Genomic DNA, 24,612 nt, shown 5'->3' with positions numbered 1-24,612 from the left:
ACAGGCTTGATTTTAAGCAATCAATGACAATTTTGGCAGCAATCCCCCGATAGAGAACGGTTGAGCTAGCTGGCTACGGCTCACTTGAACTGCTTATTTAGTGCCACACAGTAACCCAAAACGGACTAGCCCACGCTGATAGCCCCGACTCATCAAATTCAACGCCAGAGCTGCTTGAATTGTCGTCCAACCAGAAAACAGCAGACCGAAAATTGCATTGGGGGTCAAAGCGGATTCAATCACCTTGTCCCAGAACGGGGCCACAGCATCCGACCAGTCGGCAGTATGAATATTTTGAAACGAGAGTTGGTTCGCGATCGCCTCATATTCTGGCAGCGAAATTACATAAGGCAAGCAATAAACGCGATAGATATCAGCCAAATGTTGCCGCTCATCTGTGGTCAGCGGATCGCTGGGCGTGGTGAGGCGGTGGCACCAAGTCGCCATAATCAACGTGCCACCTGGCTTCAGCACCCGATAGCATTCTTGCAAAAATTTGCGCTTGTCTGGCATGTGCTCCCCGCTTTCCAGCGACCAGACGAGATCAAAGGAGTTGTCGGCAAAATCAGTGTTTAACGCGTCCCTGACAAAAAACTGAGCACTAGGCTGGGTAGTCAAGCTGCTCATGCCTGCCTCACGCGCTCTCTCGGTGGCTCTGGCGGCTTGCACGGGGCTTAGAGTAATGCCAGTCGCCGCCGCTTGAAACTTTTGAGCCAAATATAAAGAACTACCCCCAATCCCGCAGCCCGCATCTAAGATTGCTTCTGCCTGTCCAACTTCTGCCCACTTCAGCAATTCCTCGACCAAATCAATCTGAGCTTGGCGGCGTTCTTTGGGTTCTTTGCCATCTAGGCCATAGTAGCCATGATGCATGTGTTCGCCCCAAATCTGCTCCCACAAACCAGAGGAGGCATCATAGAATTGCTGAATTTGCTGGTGAAGGGTTGAGGTCATAGGAAATGTAACTTTGAATCAAGATCGGAATTAGCCTAGCAGAGTGGGCTGAATCTCCCTAGGCTCAGAAGATGGAATTTGTATTCAAAGAAGGAAAAGTTTGTATGGCCGTGTCTAGCGATTTGTGGCAAGCCAACCAGGATTTGGCCCAAGCTTGTCTAAAAAATTCTTTCGTTCAAGGTATTGCCGATGGCACCTTACCCAAAGAGCTATTTGCTTATTATGTCGGCCAAGATGCGTTTTTTCTAGAAGCGTTTGCGCGGGCCTATAGCATTGCTGCTGCCAAAGCGCCCGATTGGGAGGGGTTTGGTGTATTCCACACTCTGGCAGGTGGAGTGCTAGAAGAATTGCAACTGCACCAAGGGTATGCCCAAAAATGGGGTGTGGACTTGCAGCATATAGAACCTGGAGCATCTACTCGGCGCTATACAGATTTTCTACTAGCAACGGCTTGGAGTGGAGATGCGGGATTAACTACGGCGGCAATGGTGCCTTGTATGCGCTTGTATGTCTTTTTGGGCCAGCAACTCGCTGCCAACCAAAAGTTTGAGCATACCTATACCACTTGGATTCGCACCTACAGCAGCCCAGAGTTTGACCAACTGGCTCAACAGCTAGAGCAGCTTTGCGATCGCTACACCAATCACCCTGCACTGGCGCACACCACCTATCGCTATGCCATGCAATGTGAGCACGATTTCTTTCAAGCAGCCTGGGTTCGTGCTTAAATAGCCTGCCAAGACAGAACTAAACCAGAATTATGTAACGGCTACCTCAGCTAGCAGTAAGCTCTTAAACAGCCTCAGTTTTGCCGTCTAAACTTGCAGTCCAAACTTTAACCATTTACGCGATCGCTCCATGACTGTCTCTAGAACCATTTGTCTAGGCTTTCTGGCTGTCATTGCAGTAGGTACCCTCCTGCTGATGATGCCTTTCTCCACCAGTAGTGGCACCTGGAATGACTTTATTGTGGCTCTGTTTACCGCTACTTCCGCCGTTTGTGTTACGGGCCACATCGTGGTGGATACAGGCAGCTATTTTTCTACGACAGGACAAGTGATCCTCTTGGCTTTGGTGCAGGTTGGCGGGTTGGGATACATGACCGCTACTACGTTCCTGTTGTTACTTTTGGGACGACGGTTCGGTCTACGAGACAAAATCGCTTTACAACAGGCGCTCGATCGCCCTGGAATGCAAGGAGCTACTCAAGTTCTGCGCTCCATCGTCTCCCTCACTCTGATCTTTGAACTCACAGGCGCGTTTCTATTGCTTGCAGTTTTTGTGCCAGATCACGGTTGGAGCAAGGGATTGTGGCTCTCTATTTTTCATAGTGTTACTGCTTGGAATAATGCTGGTTTTAGCCCATTTAGAGACAACTTAATTGGCTATCAGTCTTCTATATTATTGAACCTAATTATTCCGGCCCTAGTTATCTTTGGTGGCATTGGCTACGAAGTGATATTTGAGTTGTTTCTATGGTTGCGCGCTCGTTGGCTGAGAAAATCTGAAAAAATTATTTTTTCGTTAAACTTCAAAGTGGCAATTAGTACCACAATCATCCTCTTAGTCATTAGTACCATTGCTATATTTCTTACCGAACTAAACAATCCACAGACTTTGGGGCCAATGGATTTTAAGACCAAGGTACTAACAGCTTGGTTTCAAGCAGTAACCCCACGCACCGTCGGTTTCAATACTGTTGACATCGGCAAAATGACCGCTGCTAGCCTATTTATTATGATCGTTTTAATGTTTATTGGTGGTAATCCAGGTGGTACAGCGGGGGGTATTAAAACTACCACTTTACGGGTTTTAACTAGTTGTACCCGAGCCATCTTACAAGGCAAAGAAGAAGCTGTTTTGTATGAACGACAAATTCCTGTCTCGCTGATTCTAAAAGCAGTGGGAGTTTCAGTCGGTTCACTCACTGCGGTCATGATCATGACCACTTTAATTGCCATCACTGATACAAATGTCACTTTTATTCAAATTCTCTTTGAAGTGATGTCAGGTTTTGGTACGGTTGGCCTCTCGACTGGAATTACTGCAGGACTTTCGACCTTCGCCAAATTGGTTTTAGTCGCCACCATGTACATCGGTCGAGTTGGGGTGTTGCTGCTGATCGGCGCAATTTTAGGCGACCCCAATCCTAGTACTATCCGTTATCCAGAGGAAAATTTACTCGTAGGGTAGTTTCTGGAACAAAACAGGTTAGGATTTCCGGAACAGATTTGCACCCAAAACCTTGATAATTTAAAGGGTTACGGACTCTAAATCAAGTCTGGGCGTTTACCGCCTGAGGTTAATTTGTGAATTTATCCTATCTGAGCTTCTTTCGTAGTCTACGAACCGAGAATAAGCAATTTGCTGTCATCGGTTTGGGGCGCTTTGGTCGAGCTGTTTGTGCATCTCTGCATCGCATGGGATACGAGGCGCTAGGGATTGACTCAGATGAAAAACGGGTGGCTCAGATTCTGACAGATCAGCTAGCCGCTCACGCCGTGCAGTTAGATTCGACAGAGGTTGCGGCCCTGAAAGAAGCAGGCGTTTTTGAGTTTGATACCGTGATTGTCGCGATCGGTAACTATGTAGAAGAAAGCGTGATCACCACCATGAATCTTAAGGAAGCTGGTGTGCCCCATGTGGTAGCCAAGGCTTCTTCAGAAATTCATGAAAAGCTGCTGCGGAAAGTTGGCGCTGACCATGTGGTGTTTCCGGAGCATGAAATGGGCTGTGCCTTGGCGCGATCGCTGACGAAACCTGGAATTCTCGATCGCTTCGAGCTTGATCCCGACAACAGTATTGTGGAAGTCATTGTTCCGGAAGTGTTTGATAGTCAAACTATTTCAGAACTGAGGCTACGGAGTCGCTTTGGGTTGAACTTGCTTGCAGTCAGCAACAACGGCAAATTTGAAATCAACCCCGAACCAGGCCGTCGTCTTCGCAAAGGAGAGGCAATCGTGGTGATTGGTTCCAATAAGGGGATCGATCAATTACCCATCTAACTTCAAGTTCTGGCTGCATTACATCGTTAAGCCAGTAGGGAAGAATAAAAAGCAATGCTCAATTTTTGCAATTGACATCATGCTTGTATTTTTTATGCACGGAGTTGCCACTCGCAACGTGCAATATGCTGATTCCCTACAGGGCTTAATTCGAGAAGAATTTTCTCAGGTAAAAGCGCCCCTTCCCCTTTTTTACGCTAGCTTTTGGGGGGATGTGCTTAGTGACATTGGCAAGCTGTGGAATGCGGTTCACCGAGATTTGCAAACGTTGCAGTCAGAGAATCCGCAGACTGATACTCAAGCAGTTTTTCGTTATCAAAATTTTAGACAAGGCTTTTTTTCTGAGTTTGTCGGTGATGCTTTCACCTACTTGAACTCGGAGCGCGGCGTCAAAATTAGAAAATTAATTGCGGAACAGCTCTCTGACTTCATCACTCGGAATCCAGGTGAGACAGAGCTACACATCGTTTCTCATTCCCTAGGGACAGTTGTTTTATGGGATGCTTTGTTTTCTGAGAGATTTCATCCCAATGACCCAGCTTTTGAAATTCGAGCCTTAGTTCAGGGCTGCAACAATTCTAATTCTCAGCCAAAATTGCAACTAAAAAGCATCACCACGATGGGTTCTCCTATTGCTTTCTTTAATATCATGCTGGGGATTCAGCCTGAGCCAGTGAAAGCGTTGGTGAGTCAATACAGCGATCGCAGCTTGAGATGGCTCAATCTCATTCATGCCTCTGATGTCATTGCCTATCCCATGCAAGCCTGCTTCAGCCCAGACTCGTCCTGGAACCTAACTCTGCAAGATCACTATCTACAATCAGAGGCCAACTCCACAGAAACAGCCGTCCGAAATTTTGTGAATTCTGATTTGGTCAATCGAGTTGGTAAGGTTGCGGGGTTGGTTAATCCAGCGGTTCAAATCGCGATCGACCATGCGCCAATGGCAGCGGGGGCAGGAGATGCCCATATTAATTACTGGAGCTGTCCTCAAGTCGCTCATTTGATTGCCGACAACCTCCTAGCAAACTCTCCAAGGGCACAAGGATCATCCAGATTGATGCAAGCGATCGCGCAGCTCCAACAAGTTCCTGGCATGACCCGCAACTTTATCCCAGCAGGTCAGTTTTTGGATGAAACCCTAATTGACTTAAAGTTTAGCGATCGCAGTGGTAGCCTCCAACTGATTAGAACCCCTGCTGGAGTTCATCATGTTTGTATTTTGAATGCTCAAAATGTGTCCCAATTTAGGGGGTATGTAGGCTGGATTCATACTTCAGGCTTGAAGCAAGCGGTAGAGTTGATCAGAAGCAACTATTGCTAGGGTCGCGCCCGAACGCATGATGCATGTAATTGGTTTAATGAGTGGCACATCAGTGGATGGCATTGATGCTGCCTTAGTAGAGATTTCCGGTTTAGAAACCGACTTACAAGTCAAGTTACTGGCTGGAGCGACTTATTCCTATCCAGAAGACTTGCGATCGCAGATTTTAGCGGTCTGTGGGGGCGAACCTCTTTCAATGGCAGATCTCGCAGCCTTAGATGACGCGATCGCCAAGCAATTTGCTCAAGCAGCTTTAGCCGTTCAAGCAGGTCACACTCCAGCAGCTTTAATTGGTTCACATGGTCAGACCGTCTATCACCGACCGCTAGATAGGAAGGATGAAATAGGAGGGATGAAGGATGAATGGGGTCTCGCTTCTTCGTCCAACCCTACGAAAAACCCAGACTCCTACAACTCTTCTGTTTCATCCTTCATCCTTCATCCTTCATCCCTCGGTTATAGCCTCCAGCTCGGTCGGGGAGCTGCGATCGCTCATTTAACTGGAATTTCCACAGTTAGCAATTTTCGGGTGGCTGACATTGCAGTGGGAGGGCAAGGAGCGCCACTGGTGCCGCGAGTGGATGCTTATTTGTTGAGCCAGCCTAATCAGAGCCGTTGTGTGCAGAATATCGGTGGCATTGGCAATGTCACTTATTTACCCGCTAGAAGTACTGCCGATTGGGAGCAGCAAGTCCGAGGCTGGGATACAGGCCCTGGCAATATGTTGCTAGATTTGGCCGTGCAGCAGCTCTCTCATGGAGCCAAAACCTACGACCTAGACGGGGCTTGGGCAGCTACAGGTACTCCTTGCCAAATTCTGGTAGAGCAGTGGCTCCAGCAAGGTTTTTTTCAGCAAGCACCACCCAAATCAACCGGACGGGAGCTGTTTGGGCTTGATTACCTGAAAAGTTGTTTTGCTGATGCCGAGGCTTACCAGCTTAGTGAGGCTGATTTTCTTGCCACCCTGGCGGAACTTACAGCTCGCTCGATCGCTCATAGTTATGGGGCTTTTCTGCCGCAACTTCCTAGTCAAGTGCTCCTCTGTGGAGGGGGTAGCCGCAATTCGTATCTTAAACAGCGACTGCAAGTGCATTTACCCTCGGCGGCAGTGATGACGACAGATGACGTTGGCTTGAGTGCAGACTTTAAGGAAGCGATCGCCTTTGCCGTGTTGGCTTACTGGCGGCATCGCAGTATCCCAGGAAATCTGCCACAAGTCACGGGGGCGGCGAAAGCGATCGCTCTAGGGGAAATCCATCTTGTGAGCATCCCTTAGCGTGATAGCATAGAGTCCCATCCGCATTAGCATAGCGAAACGCAATACAAGTAAGGATTAGCGCTGTGGCTCACACCTTTCTAATGGAGGCAGGACGCTGGACGCTGCAAGGAAATTGGCTGGAGCGTGATGGGATGCCGATCTTGGTTAAAGGCAAAACATTAGTTGGCTGGAGCCGGGATAATTGGTACACGATGGTGACCAAGTTGGTGTTTCCAGACTCCGAACGTGAAGATATTTCTCTGCAATATCGAGGTCGCTTAGATATCGGAGAGCGGCAATATACCTTTGTGCTGCAACACAGCTTGCTGGGGCGAGTCGAGGGCGAAGGCTGGATTGCTCCGGAGTCGATTGTGCAGCGCTATTGGGTTCTAGGCGATCGCCAGCGTCGTAGCGGCTTTGAAACCATGCATTGCATCGATCCAGAGCGGTACTATCTCTCTAGCAGCATCATGGCAGGTCATTATCTGACCAGCACCATGGAGGCCACGCTAGAGCGCCAACCAGAGCAGTAGCATTTGTCTCAACAGCCCACGAGCTTGGGTACTCTTGAAGTTACGATCCCTTGATTTAATTTAGTAACTTTGAGATGACCCACAGCGACTTTCAATGGCTTGAACGACACCACTTCCGTAGGGGTAGGTCTTGTGCTTGCCCCCTGCCTAAACAGAGCACTACCCAAACCGAGTAGGTTTGAATCCATCCCTATACCAGGGATCGGACTAAGGTCGCTACAATAGCTTTACAGAAGCTTTACGGAATTTCTGACTTATTGACGGTAGCTAAAGGCAAAATGCTGGGTAGTCCAAGGCTGTGTGCCTAACTTAAGTATTTTGTTAAGTCTGCCCATCCCTCAACGCCAAGACTGAGGGATTTTGGTTACCCAGTTTGATGCTGGGTACTACATTTCTAAGTTTCGCGAAAAGAATTTTTGACTTAGTTTGGTACTTCTAAGGTAAACCGTGGCAGAAGTCAGTTGTTTTTCTGTGGATTTAGCTCAGAATCTAGCTCAGAGTTGTCAGTTTTACAGTAACCGACGAGTCGCTACTCGCACCGTGAGAAACGGAGTTTCAACTCATGTCGGACCCTAATATTGGCCGCTTGCTGAACGACCGTTATCAGTTGGCAGAGCTGATCGGTAAAGGAGCAATGGGCCGAGTCTATCGGGCTCAAGATGTTTTGTTAGGGGATGTACCAGTCGCCGTTAAGTTCTTGGCTCGGACCCTGCTGAACCAGAAAATGCGCGATCGCTTCAAAAGTGAAGCTAGAACTTGTGCGTTGTTGGGCCAGAAAACCATTCACATCGTCCGAGTCATGGACTATGGCGTTGACGATGATGAAGTGCCCTTTTACGTCATGGAGTACCTCCAGGGGGAAAGCCTGAGCGATGTAATTAAGGCGCGATCGCTAGTTCTGCCCCGATTTCTCAGCATCTCTCGTCAAATTTGCTTAGGTTTACAGTGCGCTCATCAAGATGGCGTGATTCACCGCGATATCAAACCAGGCAATATTTTGGTGAGCCACGACACCAGTATTGGCGAGCTCGTCAAGATTCTCGATTTTGGGATTGCTCGCTTGTTACAGGCTGACACCGGACAAACCAATTCGTTCATGGGTACGTTAGCTTACTCCTCACCAGAGCAAATGGAGGGCAAGGAGTTAGACAACCGCTCCGATATCTACAGCTTGGGCATCATGATGTATGAGATGTTGACAGGCAAGCTACCCTTGCATGCTGAGACTCATACCTTTGGTAGCTGGTACAAGGCGCATCATTTTCAGCTCCCTCGCTCATTTGACTCCATTGACTCCGTTCTGAAGCTGCCTAAAGCTCTAGAAAATTTGGTCATGAGCTGTTTGGCTAAAGCACCTAGCGATCGCCCTCAAAGCGCCACAGAAGTCCTCAAAGCCCTAGAACCCTTAGAAGACCGTTTCGGCCCTGGTAGACAAATTGGGCATCGGATTGAAGCCGTCCTCTCCAAGCTGCCCGTTTTCCCTGATACTAAGCGCCAAGACTCCATCTCTCCAGACGAGGTTTGCCAACTCGCTTCTTGGCCCAAAAGTAAGCCGATTGCTGAAATTGTTTTTCCTCATCCCCTCCGAACCAGTCACGAAGTCTTGGCAACGCTCTGGGTGATGATGCCCAAACAAGAAATTCAACGACGGCTACTCGCAACCCGTTACAACCAGTTCTTGTTTATGATGGCTCCTCATCCAATGTTGCTGTGGCTCACTGCCTTGCATAGCCGAGAGCACGGCCCACGCTGGCTACCCTGCTACTTAGATCTCAAAACGCCGCAAGGTCAAGATATGACTCGGTTGCTAGCAGAAAAAGGCTTATACCGATTGTTATTTTTTGCTTTGGAAGAACCTCAGCGGTGCCTGACGGTGATGAGTTCCAATATTGCCGACATGCAGCGCGATCGCTTGCGAGAATGGGCCGATGCTAGCCAGCTCTTTGTCTCATCTGCTCAAGCCAGCACCAGCAAAACCCTGCTCAAACAAGAACTGGAGAAGATCAAACCCAGAATCTTAATGAAGTTGGAGGAGAGCTAAAGCTAGCGACTCAAGAACGAGCGGGGGGGAAAAACAGCACTGGATGCCAACTGCGACGCAACATTTCCCCTGTAAAGCTAGGCGCTGACCATTCAATTAAGCGACCCAAGCTACCTGATGAAACGGCGATCGCACTAATATCAAACATCACCGCCGCCTCTAAAGTCTCCATCACTGGATTGCCAGATCGGATTTCTGTATGGACCTGCAAGTTATGTTTGGCTAAAGCCGCTTGAGGTGCAGCAAGCAGTTCAGCAACTTCTTGATTTGGGCTGAGCTTTCTGAGTTCTCGACGGCCACTATCACTCACAACCCAACAGAGCAAACACTGTTCTAAGGCTTGTTGGCCTTGGCAACGCTGCTCGATTTGCTGGACCAAATACTTAGCTGGGTCACTGCCGTCATAGGGTAGCAGCAGGTAGCGGAACAAATGCCGACAGCGCAGATCTAGTTCTTCGGTGGTGTAGGCCGAAATCAGCTGGGGCCGCAACACCAACAAAGGTGTATTCGTACGCTGAGCTAAACCCACGGTGGTGCTGCCAAACAGCTTTTCACTTAATAAGCTTCGGGTGGGGGTCCCTAGAATAATGACGTCAGCCTGTTGGGCTTTGGCAACTTTGAGGATGGTGTCGCTGGCTCGCCCTGATAGCACTTCCACTTTGACTTCGACGCCATCGGGTACCTCTTGTAAGGCGACTCCTAAGCGATCGCGAGCTTGATTCACCTTTTCTGTATCTTCTCGTGGAATCTCGCCTTCTTCCCATAGGGAGGCAACATGTAGAAAGGTGATCTGCTGCATCCCTCCAGCCGCTAAGCTGGGGACGAAGTTAGCCAAACGATGTAAATAATCGGAGAAGTCGGTGCAAATTAAAGGACGCTTAAACATAAGTTAGGAGTGAAGGAGATATGAAGCGCAACTCTCCTTAATTAAGCACTTAACTTCAAAGACGGCCAATTAATTTTGCGAAAATCTTAGTGATTTGGTTCAACCAGCTTAAGGATTGCACTCAAAACATGAGACGAGCTGAATAATATTTAGAGGCTCTAGATATAAGTGCTTCTAGATATAGGTGCGGTTTCGACGCCCCAAGACCCCAGCTTCTTTCTCCGTTGGAACCAAGCAAGAGATAGAGGTCGCCCTACCGCGCTCAAGGCAGTACAGCTACATTTGAGGACCTGGTTCCAAGCCCCATTGATGCTTCAGGAAGTGCTTGTACATGGTCTCACGCATCATCATTTGCTTGTAGAGGTCAATCAGGAAGTTTTGAGCTTGTTCACGGCTCATTTGTTGTACTTGAGTTTCAAAGGAGCGGATATTGAATTGTTGTTCAAGAGAAAGTTCGATGGGCTGGTTCATATGTAACTCCAAAGTAAGAGAGAGGAGAGTACAGCGAGTCTGGAAAAGCAGTTTTGCTCTGTTTTGCTCTGGGGACTACTTATTCTCTTCAACTGCTTTGCCTGCAAATCCAGTGACCCTGTATTAAAAAAGATAACAATTGTTTGACAAAATGCACATACCCCATTGGGGTAACTTGAGTCAATTGTCAACTATCCCTGACGAGATAGCTTTTTCAGAATGCACATACCACCTCCAACACCAAATAACGGGTTGAAGTATTTTTACCAAGTTACAAATTGTAAAAATGCTCAAAATGAACCAATCTTGTGATAGTGCTCATTTTGCCGGAAAGCTTTAACAGACAGAAAAGGCCTAAGTCTCAACCTAAAGGTTGGCTAGCTATGGGCTAGAGGCGAGCGCCCAACCTAAGCCAAATCACTATTTGCCCTACTAGAAATTTCCTTTAAATCTCACTAATCCTAAAAGGCTAAGCACCCTGAGTTGGGGGATCGGGGTGATTGAAGCCATCGAGAGTCACTAGCACGACGGTAATGTTATCTCGCCCACCTTTATCTTTCGCGGCATTTACTAAAGCGGCAGCAGCCTTTTCTGAAGCTCGAATACCTTTAAGGTGTGCGGCAATCGAGTGGTCGGAGAGTTCTTCGGTGAGGCCATCACTGCACAACAACAAGCGATCGCCTGCTTGTACTTCCAAAGCTTGAATATCCATTTGGCGCAGATCTTCGCGTCCTAAGCACTGCGATAACACATGCCGCCACGGATGATTTCGAGCTTGTTCCGGTGTCAAATCCCCACCGCGCAGGGCTTTGGCAACCCAAGTGTGGTCTTCCGTAATTTGTTCTATTTTGGGACCTCTGAGCCGATAGAGACGGGAGTCGCCAATGTGGGCACACCAAGCCTGCTCATTGCGAAAGATGACCACCACCACCGTTGTTCCCATATCTGAGCGTTCTGGGTGGCTCTGCTGGTCTTGTAGAATCGCTTGATTGGCTTGTACTAGCGCCGCCTCTAATAGAGCAGATGAGGGGTCTGACGATAGCCAGTGTTGCTCTAAATAGTCTTGAATGACTTGGGTGGCAATGCGGCTAGCTTCCTGACCGCCAGCATGTCCCCCCATGCCATCCGCCACAATAAAAAACCGCCCTTCAGGGTCGATATAATAAGCATCCTGATTTACGGAACGAAGGAGTCCCACATCGGTGAGACCCGTGAAGAGGCGTTTCATAAATTGGCTGCTTTTACCCGAAACTCAAAAAACATTACAACATGCGATCAAAGCGATCGAGGCGCATTAACAGGCGAATCAGGGCAAAGGCGATCGCAGCAGCACCAAGGGCAACTAGCAACGCCAGCCAAACATGACCGCTAACATACAAGATAGTGGCTGAAAGTGTAAAGGCACTGACCAGTAACGTGTAGTTAGTTCCTATATTAACGCTGCTGAGACGACGAATGACTCGGTCGGTCTCAGTAGAACGAACTCTAACTCGTAAATCGCCCCGCTCTATTTTTTCTAGCGTATCTTCAAGCCGCCTTGGCAATCCAAAAGCCGTACTACTTACTTGAGCTGCTTGACGACCTAATTCACTCAGGATGCTGTTTTCTGGAGAACTGTTGCCATTAGACATAATCTGCATCGCAAAAGGTCTTGCGACCTCCATGAAGTTAAAGTCTGGATCTAACCCTTTGCCTACTCCTTCCAAGGTAGAAAAAGCTCGCATCACAAAGGTAAAAGTGGCTGGAAAGCGAAAGGGTTGGTCATACGCGATCTCGTAAAGATCATCACTAATTTCGCTCACCGATTGATTCTCAAACGGTTGATCCATGAAGTGATCCAGCATGTACTGGACGGAGCGGCGCACAGGCCCCATGTCCTCCACCGGAGATAAAGCACCCAGGGCTACCAACGAAGTAACCACGCGATCGGCATCTTTTTGCGCAATGCCAAAAAATGTATCGAGTAGCTTCTCGCGAGTAATCGGTTGAATGCGGCCCATCATGCCGAAGTCGTAAAAGATTAACGAGCCATCGGGGCTAACGGCAATATTACCTGGATGAGGATCGGCATGGAAAAAGCCATCATTCAGCAGTTGTTGCAAATAAGCTCTTGCTCCCAACTGCGCTAGATTCCGGCGATCGAGCCCTGCCGCTTCTATCGCTTCGTAATGGCTGATTTTGATGCCAGGAGCATATTCTAAAGTCAGGACACGGGGAGAAGTGTAACGCCAATAAACCCGAGGCACACACACCCAATCCTCGTTGCGGAAGTTACGCCGAAACGTATCCGCGTTACGTCCTTCGTTGAGGTAATCGATTTCCTCCCAAAGAATCCGACAACACTCTTCGTAGATACCTAGCCAATCTCGGCCTCGGCCCCACTCTGGATGGTTTTGGAAGTAACGGGTGATTCCTTTGAGAATTCGTAAATCGATTTCAAATAACTGTCGCAAAGCTGGACGTTGCACTTTAGCGACGACTTCTTCGCCAGAGTGTAACTGGGCTTTATGCACTTGGCCCAAGCTAGCCGCTGCAAGGGGAATAGGGTCAAAACTGCGGTAAAGCTCATGCACCTGTTTCCCCAAGTCCTGCTCAATGATTGCTTCAACTTGCTCGTAGCTGAAGGCAGGTACTCGGTCTTGGAGCTTAGACAACTCCTCAACGTATTCAGAGGGAAACAAATCCGCTCGCGTTGAGAACAACTGTCCGACTTTAATAAAGGTTGGCCCTAAATCCAGCAGGGTTTCTCGAATCCATATTGCTTGATTTCGCCGTCTGGCAACTTTTTTAGCTTCGGTTATGCCTCCCCGATAGCTCCAGGCTTTGTCATTGAGCCAGAGCGAGGTCAATAGGGTGAGAACAAAAGACCAAATGTCTACAAAGCGACGACGATGGGAGTACTTGTCACGACTCCAGCGGTAGACTTTTTCCTTACGGGTGCCTCGGCGGAGCCACCCTGTAATCGTCATGTGCTCCTTAGATTCCGGAAGAGTAACAGGGTCATCAAAAAGGGCAGACACTTGGATTCCTAAATCAGCTTTTAAATTTGGCAGCCTAAGCAAAGAGAGGGGAAGCGCAATGCTTCAACCTTAAACCGAACTACTCCGGTATGTTTTTAACTCAGAGCGCAGCTGAGCAATTTCAGCCCGTAGCTCGTCAATGGTAGCTTGCAGATCGGTCGGTTGAGAGCCTTGAGGCACGATCGCGGTGGTTGTCCGGGCTCGCATCACCACTTCTTCTTCGCGTTGAGCCCGTTCTAGGACTTGTTCTGTAAACTGGCGCAGGTGTTCTCGCTGCTCAGCATCAAACTTGCCTAGCTCACTCAAAGCATTTGTGAGTGAATGCTCTAGCTGCTCGCCCAAGGTTTCAGCCAGGGCTCTGCCAACAAAAAAGGCGTGAACTAGCGGATTACTCATGGGAAAATCTCTGCGGGTGTCCGCCAAGATTATAACTTGCTTGCTCGCTATCCTGCCTCAACCTCAGGTGTAGCTATAGGGATGGAGCTGAGGGCTCGGGTGGAGCGGGAGGAGCAAACGAGGATGAAGGGACTGTGGAGTTATCGCTGGGGGGCTCAGGCTCAGGTGCGGGCTCTGTATTACTAATGGGTGCCTGAGGCTGGGGTTCAGGCTCTACAGGCTCTACAGGCTCTACGACTGGCTCAGGTGTAGGGATCGGGCTTGCTTCTACGGGAGTGGGAGCGGGATCTGGGACTGAGTTAGGCGGAACCACAGGTTCTAGAGGACTGAGAGCATCTTCGGTGTTGGGGTCTGGGCTAGGATTCAGCTCAATGGGAGGTGCCACTGGTTCAAGGGGTGCCAAATCGGTGGTTGATTCCGATGATTCTGGCTCAGCTCTTTCCTGAGGTGCAGCCCGTTCTACTGGGACATCGGGCGGTATCGAAGTGGGAACCTCTGACCCAGGCCAAGATTTTTCAGGAAAGGATTGATCATTGTGCAAGAAGGTTGGGCCTGCTTTCCCTCCACTCATCCGTAAAGCTAGACCAAAGGCTGCACCAATACAGGTGGCGATCGCTGCTGCTCCTAGCAATGTCTTGGGAAAAGGCGAGCTGGCAGGAGCTGGTTTTGGGGGTGGGGCTTTTCTAGGAGCCACTGGAGTTGCCACCGCTCCACTTGCTGCAACCGTGGCCGAGGTGGGAGCAGCTTCTGCGGACGCAACAGCAACAGGCGGGGGGGCATGCCGAGGCACCACGGGCAGAGTTGCACTGGTCACCGTAGAGGGAACTTGGGGTTGAGAGGCAAGGTTGGCACTGGGTGAGGGGGCGAGGGGAAGCCTACTGCCGTTAACCGCTTGGGTGGCACTGACAAAATTGCTGTTGGGTAAGAGGGCGAGCCACTCGGCTACGGTTTGAGGCCGCGCCTCGGCTTCCATCTCCATACCGCGCAGAATGGCTTGCTCTACAGTCGCACTCATTTGGGGCTGGAATTGCCGCATGTCGATTAGAGGAATGCGATCGCGTAAAGGAGCCGCGATCGGCGCTTGCCCTGTGACTAAGCTGTAGAGTGTGGCGGCTAAGGCATAAATATCGATCGCTGGCGTACGTTTGCCTTGGGGGAGATATTGCTCAATTGGAGCATAGCCTGCGGACAGCATCCCTGTATGAGTTTGGGTCACCCCAGGGGTAAATTCACGGGCAATGCCAAAGTCAATCAGAATGACAAAGTCTGTATGCTCGCGACGAATAATATTGTGAGGTTTTACATCCCGATGCAGTAAGCCTGCTTGATGCACCACATTCAGGGCTGCTCCGATTTGGCGAATGTAGTGAATCGCTTTGGCTTCGGGTAGGGCACCTTCGGACTGCACAATATCCGCTAGGGTATCGCCGGGAATATAGTCCATCACAATGAAGGACAGACCCCCTTCCTCAAAAAAGTCGAACACGCGCACAATGTTTGGGTGTTGGCAGCGGGCTACACGGCGGGCCTCAGCGATGAACTGCTGCTGAAACTGGGCGAAGTCTGCGTGCCGCCGCAAATTTTCGTGCAGAACTTTGATGACGACAGGTTGATCAAAGTAGGAATGGTGTGCCCGATAGGTGATGCCAAAGCCACCTTGACCTAGGATGGCCTCAACGACGTATTTGCCGTTTTGCAGAACTGTTCCAGCCGCCAAGTTCATAGGTATGTGCTACCGATTTTTCCACTTATGCTAGCGCCTTGTGAGAAATCTGTAGAGCGGAGTGGTGCGATCGCATCTCACTCCAGTTAGATTTCTAGACACAAAGGCTAATTTTTTGGACTTAACTGTTAACTGAATTCAGTTAGCTTAGCGTACTCAAAAAAATTTTAATTCAGAGGATAATGCTGAGCCAAAAATGCGGTGGCTGCGGCGCGATCGCTAATGACACCATCCAAGGTAGCAGCCGTTAAATCAGCCAAAATCTGCTTGAATTGGCGGCTTGGCTTGTAGCCCAAGGCTTTGAGGTCGTTGCCGTCGAGCAGCGGTTTGACCTGAGCCCAGCAAACTAAGTAGCGCCAAATCAGCCGCCGAACTGAGCGAGGAGCTTGGACTGCCATCAAGATGAGAGTGGGCCGATCATATTGGCTGAGTAACTGCACAATTTGGCTTGGCTTTTGGGAGTTGGGTAAATGACTCAATAGGTCGGCTTGAGCGGCAGCGAGCTGTTGTAAACACTCAATGCTATTGATGGGCAGTTGCAAGTTGGTGGCAATTTTACCTCGGTACTCTGGTGCGAGATCAGCAATTAACACTTCTAGCAGCGTTTGCCAGTGAACCAACGTATTTTGGGGATCGAAGCGCCGTAACCATCGACTCATCAATCGCATCTGCCGCCAAAGCTTTGGAGTCAAGGTCAGCGTAGGGTGAATACAGCGTAAGGCTTCTAAATCCGCGAGGAGCTGTAGAGCTGATTGCCAATAGGGAGCCGCCAGGATGTATTTGAGTTCGCTTTTTAATCGGGTTTGGAGGGCTGGGGCGCGGTTGTTTTCATCTTGGACGCGATCGTAAACGCCACTGTCGATCGCATGGCGAATGTAACCCTCGGTTTGAGGATCAATCTCGAACCCTAAACGCACTGCAAAGCGCACCGCTCGATAAATTCGGGTGGGATCTTCGATAAAGCTGTTAGCGTGCAAGACCCGAATCTGGCGCGATCGCAAATCCAGCAAACCTCCGAAGAAATCTAGCAATTCACCCGACCGGGGAGTCGTAAGCCGAATCGCGAGAGCATTAATCGTGAAATCGCGTCGATAGAGATCTTGCCGAATCGAGCTAGCTTCTACCTCCGGGTTGGCTGCTGGGTAGGGATAAAACTCAGTGCGGGCAGTAGCAATGTCTACCCACAGAGAATCCAATTCTGGGTCTTTGTGCCACAACAAAGCCGCAGTTTGGAATTGCCCATGAATGTCGAGGCGAGACTGCGGATATTGCTGTTGCAGAGCCCGGGCCAGTTCTACTCCAGCCCCTTCTTGCAGTGCTTGGTGGTAGCCATCCACCACCAGATCAATATCATTGAGCAATAAAGCGTTTTCTGGGTCGGCCAACAATAGATCCCTGACTGCCCCCCCTACCAGATAAAGATGCCAACCTCTCGCTTCAGCCTGCTGAGCTGCCGCAGCCAAAACGGACCACAACTGCGGCACCAAACGAGCTTTGAGCTGTTCTTGCAATGGGGCTCGCGTGGGAGATATTTGCCCTCCATGAACACCAGTGCTAGGAACACCAGTGCTAGCAGGCCGCTGCATTTGGTGGAGTTGGCGCAACACATCTGTGCGAGTGACAATACCCACTAATTGTTGATTTTCTAGCACGGGCAGACGGCCAATGTCATAAGTCACCATCAGCGACTCAATATCTGGTAGCAGCGTCTCTGGCGTAATCATTTTTAGGTTGGTGGTCATGTAACCTTTGACTGGAGCATGACCAAAGCCGTGATGCAGCGCAATATCTAGATCCCGCCGAGAAATAATACCGACGAGTTGGCCTTCGACATCGACCACCGACAAACCAGAATGACCATAGCGCAACAAAATTCTCTGCGCTTCATTAATGGTGGTTTCAGGCCGAATCGTCCGCACTGGCGAAGACATGAGTTCGCGAGCCGTTGGTGGCTGAGGAATCTGCTGTTGCAACCCTAGCCGAATCTGCTGCAACACTGACTCCGGGTCTACCCCTCGTAGTGTCAGTGCTGCGGCCTTCGGATGGCCACCCCCTCCTAATGGCTTGAATAGCTCATTTAGGTCAGTGCCTTCAATCTGCGATCGCCCGATCACGCTCAGGCGCGTGTCGTCTAGGTCAGCGTCTTCTCCATCTCCAGCTCGAACGGGATAATGAGCGGCTAGCAACAAGGCATCGCTCTCAGTTAATTCTGCGATCCGGGCTGCCAAACTAGATAAACCTGGGATATAGGCTCCGGGCTGCAATAGTACCCAGGCGACTTGATACCCTTGAATATTTTCGGTTTGCAGCTCATCCAACGCGATCGCAAACAACGCCTGCAACTGCGGTGACAAACCAGGATCAATATATTCGGCAATCACTTTCAGGCTCGCTCCTTGCGCCATCAACCACGCCAAAGCCATCGCATCCCTAGCCGTAGCATGGTCATAGGTTAACGAACCTGTATCCACATGCACTCCCAAAGCCATTACGGTTGCCTCGGCAGGCGTGAGCTTTACTTCTTGGGCTTGCAGTTGTTCGGCGATCAAGGTCGAAGTGGCACCCACTGGCTCAATTTGGAAAGAAGTCGCAGGAATGTCGCTCTCTGTATTCAGGTGATGGTCATAGACCGTAATCTCTATACCCGGCAGGTCTAGCCACTCAGCAGTTTTGCCAATGCGATCGCGACGTTGGGCATCTACCACTGCCAAAGAGCGAATTTGCTCCGGGCTGACCGATCGCCGCTCGATCAAAGGATATTCGTCCCGGTGCAAAGCCAGAAAATCATGTACTGCGGGATGCGAACCGCCACTCAGCACAATCCTCGTCCCTGGTTGCAATCGGGTCAACCCCACTGCCGCGCCCAGCGTATCAAAATCGGCGGTTGTATGACACAGAACTAAATCCATTTCCCCTTTTCTCCAAACCAGCTTAGGCCAAGGCCAGTATTCGCTAGAATGTTTCCTCAATCCTGGCAGAGAAAGTGCCGAGAGGGGATGAATTTCTGGTAGCGTACTACTCAGGACTGATCAAAAAATTGTCTAAATTCAGCGACAGGTGTAAACCAGTCCACTGCTGTATTGGGAGAAAAAAATGTTTTCAATTCTGTTCCAGTTCGCCTTAGTTGCCTTGGTTGGGTTGTCTTTTGTGATGGTTGTGGGCGTTCCAGTAGCCTATGCTTCTCCACAAAATTGGGGACAATCTAAGCGATTGATCCTATTAGGTTCTGGAATTTGGTTTGCTCTCGTGCTGCTTGTTGGACTACTAAACTATTTCGTGGTTTAGGCGATCAGCAAATTCAATCTAGCCACAAAACCCAACTTACTCAACTCAACAGATATCTACAGGCAGCCATGGCAGTTTTTGAGGGAACCTTTACTCAGACAGAACCCCTACGTTTCGCAATTGTGATCGGTCGGTTTAATGACATGATCACAACCAAGTTGCTAGAGGGCTGTCAAGATTGCTTGAAGCGTCACGGGGTTGACCCAAACCCCCACGGCACTCAAGTGGACCATGTTTGGGTACCAGGTAGCTTTGAGGTTCCTTTGGTTGCTCGGCAGTTAGCGCTGGCTAATCGCTACGATGCAATTATCTGTCTAGGAGCAGTCATTCGGGGCCAAACCCCTCATTTTGACTACGTGGCTGCTGAGGTTTCTAAGGGCATCGCTACCGTTGGGTTGCAGACAGGGGTTCCAATCATTTTTGGCATCGTCACCACAGATACCATGCAGCAAGCCTTGGAGCGGGCAGGAATTAAGAGTAATAAGGGTTGGGATTACGCTATGAATGCGCTGGAGATGGCTAGCTTAATGCGCCAACTTCGCTCTGGAGGCGGAATCGATCCCCAGAATTCCCAGGTTTCTAGTCCCACTTCGACTCAGGCATTACCTGCGGCTCCAAGCAATACCCTCACTCCCAGTTGGTCTAAAGACCAAGAGCGTTTGGGTTAATTAGGGGTGAGGCTAGGAGGAATGCGATCGCATCCAATCCCATCCGATCGCATTGGATTGTGACAACAGCCGCTAACTTTCTCAACATTTCTTTCAAAAAGGTGTTGACAAACACATTCAAGTCTGACATATTATTATCAGTGCGGCTTGCGGGCATAGCTCAGTGGTAGAGCGTCACCTTGCCAAGGTGAATGTCGCGCGTTCGAATCGCGTTGCCCGCTTTGAAAACAAAAAATGTAAACAAAAAATATAAGCAAGAGAAGCCTTAGATTCTAAACTTACTAGATCTATCTGGATCTATGATTATGGTGTTTAGGTTCTCAAGAGATCTTCTTGGTTTGCTTCAAGAGATCTTCTTGGTTTGCTTCTCTAGAACTTGTACTCGTAGATACATCGAATGAGTTACCCCGCTAGGTATAACTCTAGTAAGATTTGCGTTGAATATTAGGGTGGTAGGATTTGTTTAGTCGCCTAGTCAAGAGGTGGCCTTGGCATAAACTGCCCAGTTCGGTCGCTTTCAGACTAGCACAGGTACCTCTTATTACCATTACGCAACTAGAACTGCTGAGTAATGGCTAAGTAGTTTGAAACTTTAAGTAACTTTTGTCTTAACTATCTTTAACTCTATAGCTGCTTGTGCAATCCCAAAAAGCCCAAAAAATTGAGTTAAATACTGATTACCCTTGCCCTTGCCGCCGCCGGGGTCGTCTCTTACCCATTACGTTGACAGAAGCCTTTGGCTGTGACCGCTGCCAGCAGATCTTTGTGGTTGAGGAAAGCGGGTACGTGATTGAGCAACTTTCAACCACCTATCCCTACAAGCGAGCTTGGCGTTGGAGTGGTCACCAGTGGAATACTGCCCACTCTGGCTTACGCGAAAGCTATTTACCACTAGCGCTAGGCATTGTGGTTGTTTTGCTGGTGCTTTGCCTACCGATGGCACTCCATTCTCCCTCAAACCCCAGTAATATTGTTCTCTGGGCAGTAGTAATGGTGTTAGCCGCAATGTTGCCAGCATTTATTCTATGGCTAGCTTATAGACGTTAGCTCAATGTCACTTGATTCTCCTAGTTCCCTCGTTGACCCATTAGTCGGAGTTCATCGGGCTTACCAAGCCTCTCTCGACTTAACTACGACTCAAGGAGCCGATCGCAGCCGAGCGGTGCAGGCAATGGTTCAAGCCTTGAAGCGTTATCAGGACGACATTCTAGAGGCCAACACTCTGGATCTAGAAGCCAGCCGCGAAATGGCAGTCCCAGAGTTGATTTTGGAATGGCTCAAACTGACGCCAGAGCGCTTGCAAGCGACGATTCAAACCTTGCAAAAGCTGGCAGAACTTTCGGATCCGATCCGGCGAGTCATGAGTGCGGCTTACCAAATTCCTCATTGCCAGACTTATAGCCAGTTGGTGCCTCTAGGCGTGATTGCGCTGGTGTATGAAGCCTTTCCAGATTTAGCTGCGATCGCCGCTGGGCTTTGTATTAAAACTGGGAACTGCTTAGTCCTGAAGGGGGGCAGTGAAGCTAGCCACACCAATATTGTGATTGCCCAAGCTTTACAATCAGCCATCTATGATGCTGGCTTACCGGAAGGGTGCTTAGAGCTATTGCCTGCTGACCAAGGGGCATCGGTGCGAGATCTAATCACTCAAGATCAATATCTCAACTTAATCATTCCCTATGGTCGCCCTAGTTTGGTGCAACAGGTGGTCAGACAAGCCACAGCCCCCGTGTTGCGCTCTGCAATGGGTAATTGTTATCTTTACTGGTCGCCCTCTGGTAGCCTAGAGGCCGCTCGCTGGATGATTTTAGACAGCCATCAGAGTGAGCCAGATGCAGTCAATGCGATCGAGAAGGTATTGATTCATCAGGACCAAAATCGTTCGTCTTTAATCATGCTGTGGAATAGTCTGCGAGAAAAAGGCTTTACTTTGAGAGGTAGTGCCGAGCTAGTGGCAGAATATCCAGACTTACTGCTGGCAGAGGATCGGGAGTGGGGTCAGGCTTATCTGGACAAAGTAGTGGCGTTTAAGCCAGTTAGTAGCATTGATGCAGCGATCGCCTGGATTAACCAATACAGTAGTGGCCATGCAGATTGTTTGGTTACTGAGTCTTACCAGGAGAGCCGACAGTTTGCTTTAGGTGTGAATAGCGCCTCAACCTACATCAATGCTTCCCCTCGCTTCTCGCGGAATCCCAAGCAAGGAGACGCTGTTTTCTTAGGCATGTCTAACCAAAAAGGCCACCGTCGTGGCTTAATTGGCCTAGATACGCTGACGACAGTCAAGCACATCGTCCAAGGCAATGGGCAGCTTTAGCGTCACGAATTTAAAACTAAAATGGGGCCGCCCTTTAGAGCCACCCCATTCAATTCGCAGTTTTAACGGTAGCAATTTTGCCCGCCGGCGTTAAGCCTAAGCGGCTTGAGCCTCTTTGGGAGGTAACTTCACCTTAGAAGCCAGCCCTAGTAATTGTAGAAGCCGAATGGTCATCCAAGTCATGTCAATTTCCCACCACTGTAAACCGTGACGAGCGGAGTACTGGTAAGCGTGGTGATTGTTGTGCCAGCCTTCGCCATAAGTTAGGAGAGCTACCCACCAGCAGTTGGTAGAGCGATCGCCAGATTCATGACTCCGATAGCCAAATTTGTGCGTGGCACTGTTCACAAACCAAGTACAGTGGTAAACCAACACCAAGCGAACAAAAATACCCCAGACAACAAAAGGCCAGCCACCGAGGAGATAAAGTACAACTCCCAAGGCAAACTGCACCAGCAGAAAGTAGTCGTCTAAAAACTTATAAACTGGATCGCTAGAAATATCTTTGGTGAAACGCTCCACTTCACTCTTGGCAGGAACTTTATGCAGCATCCAACCCATGTGGCTCCACCAAAACCCCTCATTTGAGTTGTGGTGATCCACCGCTTCGTCTGAGTGTGCATGGTGATGACGGTGCAGGCCAACCCACTCAATTACACCGCCTTCACAGGCTAAGCTGCCACAAAATACGAAGAAGTATTCCAACCATTTAGGAGTTTGGAAGCTCCGGTGCGTGACTAAACGATGCCATCCTAAAGTAATTCCCAACCCACCAGTCACCCAGTGGAGAAACAGAGCAACACCCACGGCACCCCAGCTAAAGGTGCCAGGTACAAAGGCAAAGAGTGCGCCAATGTGAATTGCTCCCATGAACAGAATAATCGGCCAGGCTAAAGGAGGTTTGGTTGCTTGTGCAATAGTCATGCGGTAATCTCAAAACGAACTTTGATGCCCAATCTGCGCGACAATAAACTTTACATCTGATAAATGTTAACCAGCTGACAGCGAAAAATCATCAGCCTGGAGGGCTACCAGATCCTAAATGTGCGTCTCCGGAGGAGAACCAAAGAGTGACCAGCAGTGTTGAACTGTTACAGAAAGCAGAGCAAGCACTACTCCAGATTTTTTCTGGAATTGACTCTCAGGTCAAGAAAAATCTGAAACGAGTCTTAACATCGTTCTACCATCATCGCGTAGGAACGCATCACTTTGCGAGTGTTTCTGGTTATGGGCATGATGATTTGGGGCGGCAGACGTTAGATCAGGTGTTTGCCGAAGTCATGGGAGCAGAAGCCGCAGCGGTGCGGGTACAGTTTGTTTCGGGTACCCACGCGATCGCCTGTGCCTTATACGGGGTGCTGCGTCCCGGCGACGAAATGCTAGCTGTGGCAGGTGCGCCTTACGACACTTTAGAAGAAGTAATTGGCCTACGCGGTCACGGTCAAGGCTCGTTGCGCGAGTTTGGTGTGGATTACCGCCAATTGGAATTAACCCCAGAGGGCGCGATCGATTGGCAAGCTTTGACTGAGGCGGTGAGCGATCACACTCGCTTAGTTCTAATTCAGCGCTCCTGTGGTTACTCTTGGCGATCTAGCTTGGCGATCGCTGACATCGAAAAAATCGTGCATTTGGTCAAGCAGCAAAATCCCAACACGGTTTGCTTTGTGGATAACTGCTACGGCGAGTTTATTGAAACCCAAGAACCCACTGCCGTTGGGGCGGATTTAATGGCTGGGTCTTTGATCAAAAATCCCGGTGGCACAATTGTCACAGCTGGAGGATATGTGGCAGGCCGAGCTGATTTGGTAGAAGCAGCTACTTGCCGCCTGACTGCGCCTGGAGTAGGCAGTTCAGGTGGAGCTACTTTTGATCAAAATCGTTTGCTATTTCAAGGCTTATTTCTGGCTCCGCAGATGGTTGGGGAAGCGGTGAAAGGCAACCACTTAACCGCGCATGTCTTCCAGCAACTCGGTTATCCAGTAAATCCTTTGCCAGAAGCGCCGCGACGGGACGTAATTCAAGCCATTCAACTCGGCTCACCCGAAAAACTAATTGCTTTTTGTCGCGCCATCCAAAAACATTCGCCTATTGGTTCCTATCTAGACCCCATCCCCTCAGGCATGCCAGGTTACGAAAGCCAATTGGTAATGGCAGGTGGCACGTTTATTGATGGCAGTACTTCGGAATTCTCAGCAGATGGGCCGCTGCGTGAGCCTTATGTCGTGTTTTGTCAGGGCGGGACTCATTGGACACATGTAGCGATCGCCCTCGAAGCTGCGATTGAGGCAGTAGGCCCAGCCTAGGCTACACCAGCAGTAGCAAGACGAAAAGAAGACTCTACAAACAAGCGGCGACAGGAAAACAGCGTGTAGCCATTCACTGGCATTAAAGAAACGCTGTCTTCATAACACTCCACCACTCGATACTGCTTGCCATTTCTAGACACTAAAAGCTCACCAGTCTGAAGTTTCATTTCTTAACAATTGCTAATGTTTGGTAACTAAAATCATTTATTTCGTAGTGTACTTAGTATGACTGGATACGAAGTTACAGAGTTAACATTTCTGTAACGAATTTATCAATTTATATGAATTAAATGTAATCTTTTAACCTATCCTTAAAATCCCTGGGTTAAAGCAGAAAACCGCAATGCAGCATGAAATACAAAGCCAAGAGTAGCGATCGCTCTAACTCCTGGCTTCTGACTCCTGGCTTTTGGCTCCTATCTACA

Annotated in this window: 22 protein-coding genes and 1 tRNA gene; 13 read left to right on the top strand and 10 right to left on the bottom strand. The window is 49.3% G+C overall.

Annotated features, from left to right (window positions below; translation table 11 throughout):
- Positions 1-93 precede the first annotated feature (93 nt).
- Entirely contained in the window at positions 94-954 is an 861-nt protein-coding gene (locus tag KME12_05220) for a methyltransferase domain-containing protein (GenBank protein ID MBW4487172.1), read from the bottom strand.
- A 104-nt stretch (positions 955-1,058) separates the two neighbouring features.
- Between KME12_05220 and KME12_05215 the strand changes: the two genes are divergently transcribed.
- The 7 genes from KME12_05215 to KME12_05185 all read left to right on the top strand — a co-directional run bounded on the left by KME12_05215 (position 1,059) and on the right by KME12_05185 (position 9,115).
- Positions 1,059-1,682, top strand: a complete 624-nt coding sequence (locus KME12_05215) for a TenA family protein (protein MBW4487171.1) — start codon at positions 1,059-1,061, stop codon at positions 1,680-1,682.
- Between the two features lie 130 nt (positions 1,683-1,812).
- Positions 1,813-3,147: a TrkH family potassium uptake protein gene (locus KME12_05210; GenBank protein MBW4487170.1), complete on the top strand. Its 1,335-nt coding sequence runs from the start codon at positions 1,813-1,815 to the stop codon at positions 3,145-3,147.
- A gap of 116 nt (positions 3,148-3,263) precedes the next feature.
- Positions 3,264-3,959 (top strand): TrkA family potassium uptake protein, encoded by a 696-nt coding sequence (locus tag KME12_05205; GenBank protein MBW4487169.1) that lies wholly within the window; start codon positions 3,264-3,266, stop codon positions 3,957-3,959.
- Positions 3,960-4,038: 79 nt separating this feature from the next.
- The gene (locus KME12_05200; GenBank protein MBW4487168.1) at positions 4,039-5,283 is read left to right on the top strand and encodes a DDHD family phospholipase; all 1,245 of its coding nucleotides are present in this window, start codon (positions 4,039-4,041) and stop codon (positions 5,281-5,283) included.
- A gap of 19 nt (positions 5,284-5,302) precedes the next feature.
- On the top strand, positions 5,303-6,559 hold the full coding sequence (locus KME12_05195; GenBank protein ID MBW4487167.1) for an anhydro-N-acetylmuramic acid kinase: 1,257 nt from the start codon (positions 5,303-5,305) through the stop codon (positions 6,557-6,559).
- Positions 6,560-6,624: 65 nt separating this feature from the next.
- Positions 6,625-7,074, top strand: coding sequence for a hypothetical protein (locus KME12_05190; protein MBW4487166.1), 450 nt, complete (start codon positions 6,625-6,627; stop codon positions 7,072-7,074).
- Positions 7,075-7,636: 562 nt separating this feature from the next.
- On the top strand, positions 7,637-9,115 hold the full coding sequence (locus KME12_05185) for a serine/threonine protein kinase (GenBank protein MBW4487165.1): 1,479 nt from the start codon (positions 7,637-7,639) through the stop codon (positions 9,113-9,115).
- Between the two features lie 10 nt (positions 9,116-9,125).
- Here the strand turns inward: KME12_05185 and KME12_05180 are convergent, their stop codons facing one another.
- The 7 genes from KME12_05180 to KME12_05150 form a co-directional block, all read right to left on the bottom strand.
- Positions 9,126-10,001: a universal stress protein gene (locus KME12_05180; GenBank protein MBW4487164.1), complete on the bottom strand. Its 876-nt coding sequence runs from the start codon at positions 9,999-10,001 to the stop codon at positions 9,126-9,128.
- 276 nt (positions 10,002-10,277) lie between these two features.
- Positions 10,278-10,472 (bottom strand): NblA/ycf18 family protein, encoded by a 195-nt coding sequence (locus tag KME12_05175; protein MBW4487163.1) that lies wholly within the window; start codon positions 10,470-10,472, stop codon positions 10,278-10,280.
- Positions 10,473-10,941: 469 nt separating this feature from the next.
- Entirely contained in the window at positions 10,942-11,700 is a 759-nt protein-coding gene (locus KME12_05170; protein ID MBW4487162.1) for a Stp1/IreP family PP2C-type Ser/Thr phosphatase, read from the bottom strand.
- 34 nt (positions 11,701-11,734) lie between these two features.
- Entirely contained in the window at positions 11,735-13,441 is a 1,707-nt protein-coding gene (locus KME12_05165; protein ID MBW4487161.1) for an AarF/ABC1/UbiB kinase family protein, read from the bottom strand.
- A 120-nt stretch (positions 13,442-13,561) separates the two neighbouring features.
- Positions 13,562-13,888 (bottom strand): hypothetical protein, encoded by a 327-nt coding sequence (locus KME12_05160; GenBank protein MBW4487160.1) that lies wholly within the window; start codon positions 13,886-13,888, stop codon positions 13,562-13,564.
- Positions 13,889-13,961: 73 nt separating this feature from the next.
- Positions 13,962-15,611, bottom strand: coding sequence for a protein kinase (locus KME12_05155; GenBank protein MBW4487159.1), 1,650 nt, complete (start codon positions 15,609-15,611; stop codon positions 13,962-13,964).
- A gap of 167 nt (positions 15,612-15,778) precedes the next feature.
- Positions 15,779-18,520 (bottom strand): CBS domain-containing protein, encoded by a 2,742-nt coding sequence (locus KME12_05150; GenBank protein MBW4487158.1) that lies wholly within the window; start codon positions 18,518-18,520, stop codon positions 15,779-15,781.
- A gap of 184 nt (positions 18,521-18,704) precedes the next feature.
- Here KME12_05150 and psbZ point away from each other — a divergent pair, with 184 nt between their 5' ends.
- The 5 genes from psbZ (at position 18,705) to KME12_05125 (ending at position 21,881) form a co-directional block, all read left to right on the top strand.
- Positions 18,705-18,896 (top strand): photosystem II reaction center protein PsbZ, encoded by a 192-nt coding sequence (gene psbZ / locus KME12_05145; GenBank protein MBW4487157.1) that lies wholly within the window; start codon positions 18,705-18,707, stop codon positions 18,894-18,896.
- A gap of 68 nt (positions 18,897-18,964) precedes the next feature.
- Positions 18,965-19,564: a 6,7-dimethyl-8-ribityllumazine synthase gene (gene ribH, locus KME12_05140; protein ID MBW4487156.1), complete on the top strand. Its 600-nt coding sequence runs from the start codon at positions 18,965-18,967 to the stop codon at positions 19,562-19,564.
- 149 nt (positions 19,565-19,713) lie between these two features.
- Positions 19,714-19,785: transfer RNA gene (locus tag KME12_05135), tRNA-Gly, on the top strand.
- A 415-nt stretch (positions 19,786-20,200) separates the two neighbouring features.
- Positions 20,201-20,611 carry a hypothetical protein gene (locus KME12_05130; protein MBW4487155.1) on the top strand — a complete coding sequence of 137 codons (411 nt, stop codon included), beginning with the start codon at positions 20,201-20,203 and terminating at the stop codon, positions 20,609-20,611.
- Positions 20,612-20,615: 4 nt separating this feature from the next.
- Positions 20,616-21,881, top strand: a complete 1,266-nt coding sequence (locus tag KME12_05125) for a glutamate-5-semialdehyde dehydrogenase (protein MBW4487154.1) — start codon at positions 20,616-20,618, stop codon at positions 21,879-21,881.
- A 96-nt stretch (positions 21,882-21,977) separates the two neighbouring features.
- Here KME12_05125 and KME12_05120 read toward each other — a convergent pair whose 3' ends face one another.
- Positions 21,978-22,805, bottom strand: a complete 828-nt coding sequence (locus KME12_05120; protein ID MBW4487153.1) for an acyl-CoA desaturase — start codon at positions 22,803-22,805, stop codon at positions 21,978-21,980.
- Between the two features lie 146 nt (positions 22,806-22,951).
- Here KME12_05120 and KME12_05115 point away from each other — a divergent pair, with 146 nt between their 5' ends.
- Positions 22,952-24,184, top strand: a complete 1,233-nt coding sequence (locus KME12_05115; GenBank protein MBW4487152.1) for a methionine gamma-lyase family protein — start codon at positions 22,952-22,954, stop codon at positions 24,182-24,184.
- Here the strand turns inward: KME12_05115 and KME12_05110 are convergent.
- On the bottom strand, positions 24,181-24,354 hold the full coding sequence (locus tag KME12_05110; GenBank protein ID MBW4487151.1) for a hypothetical protein: 174 nt from the start codon (positions 24,352-24,354) through the stop codon (positions 24,181-24,183). The genes KME12_05115 and KME12_05110 overlap by 4 nt on opposite strands.
- Positions 24,355-24,612 lie beyond the last annotated feature (258 nt).

The sequence above is a fragment of the Trichocoleus desertorum ATA4-8-CV12 genome (assembly GCA_019358975.1).
Classification (GTDB): Bacteria; Cyanobacteriota; Cyanobacteriia; order FACHB-46; family FACHB-46; genus Trichocoleus; species Trichocoleus desertorum_A.
This window is presented reverse-complemented; position numbering and strand designations above follow the sequence as displayed.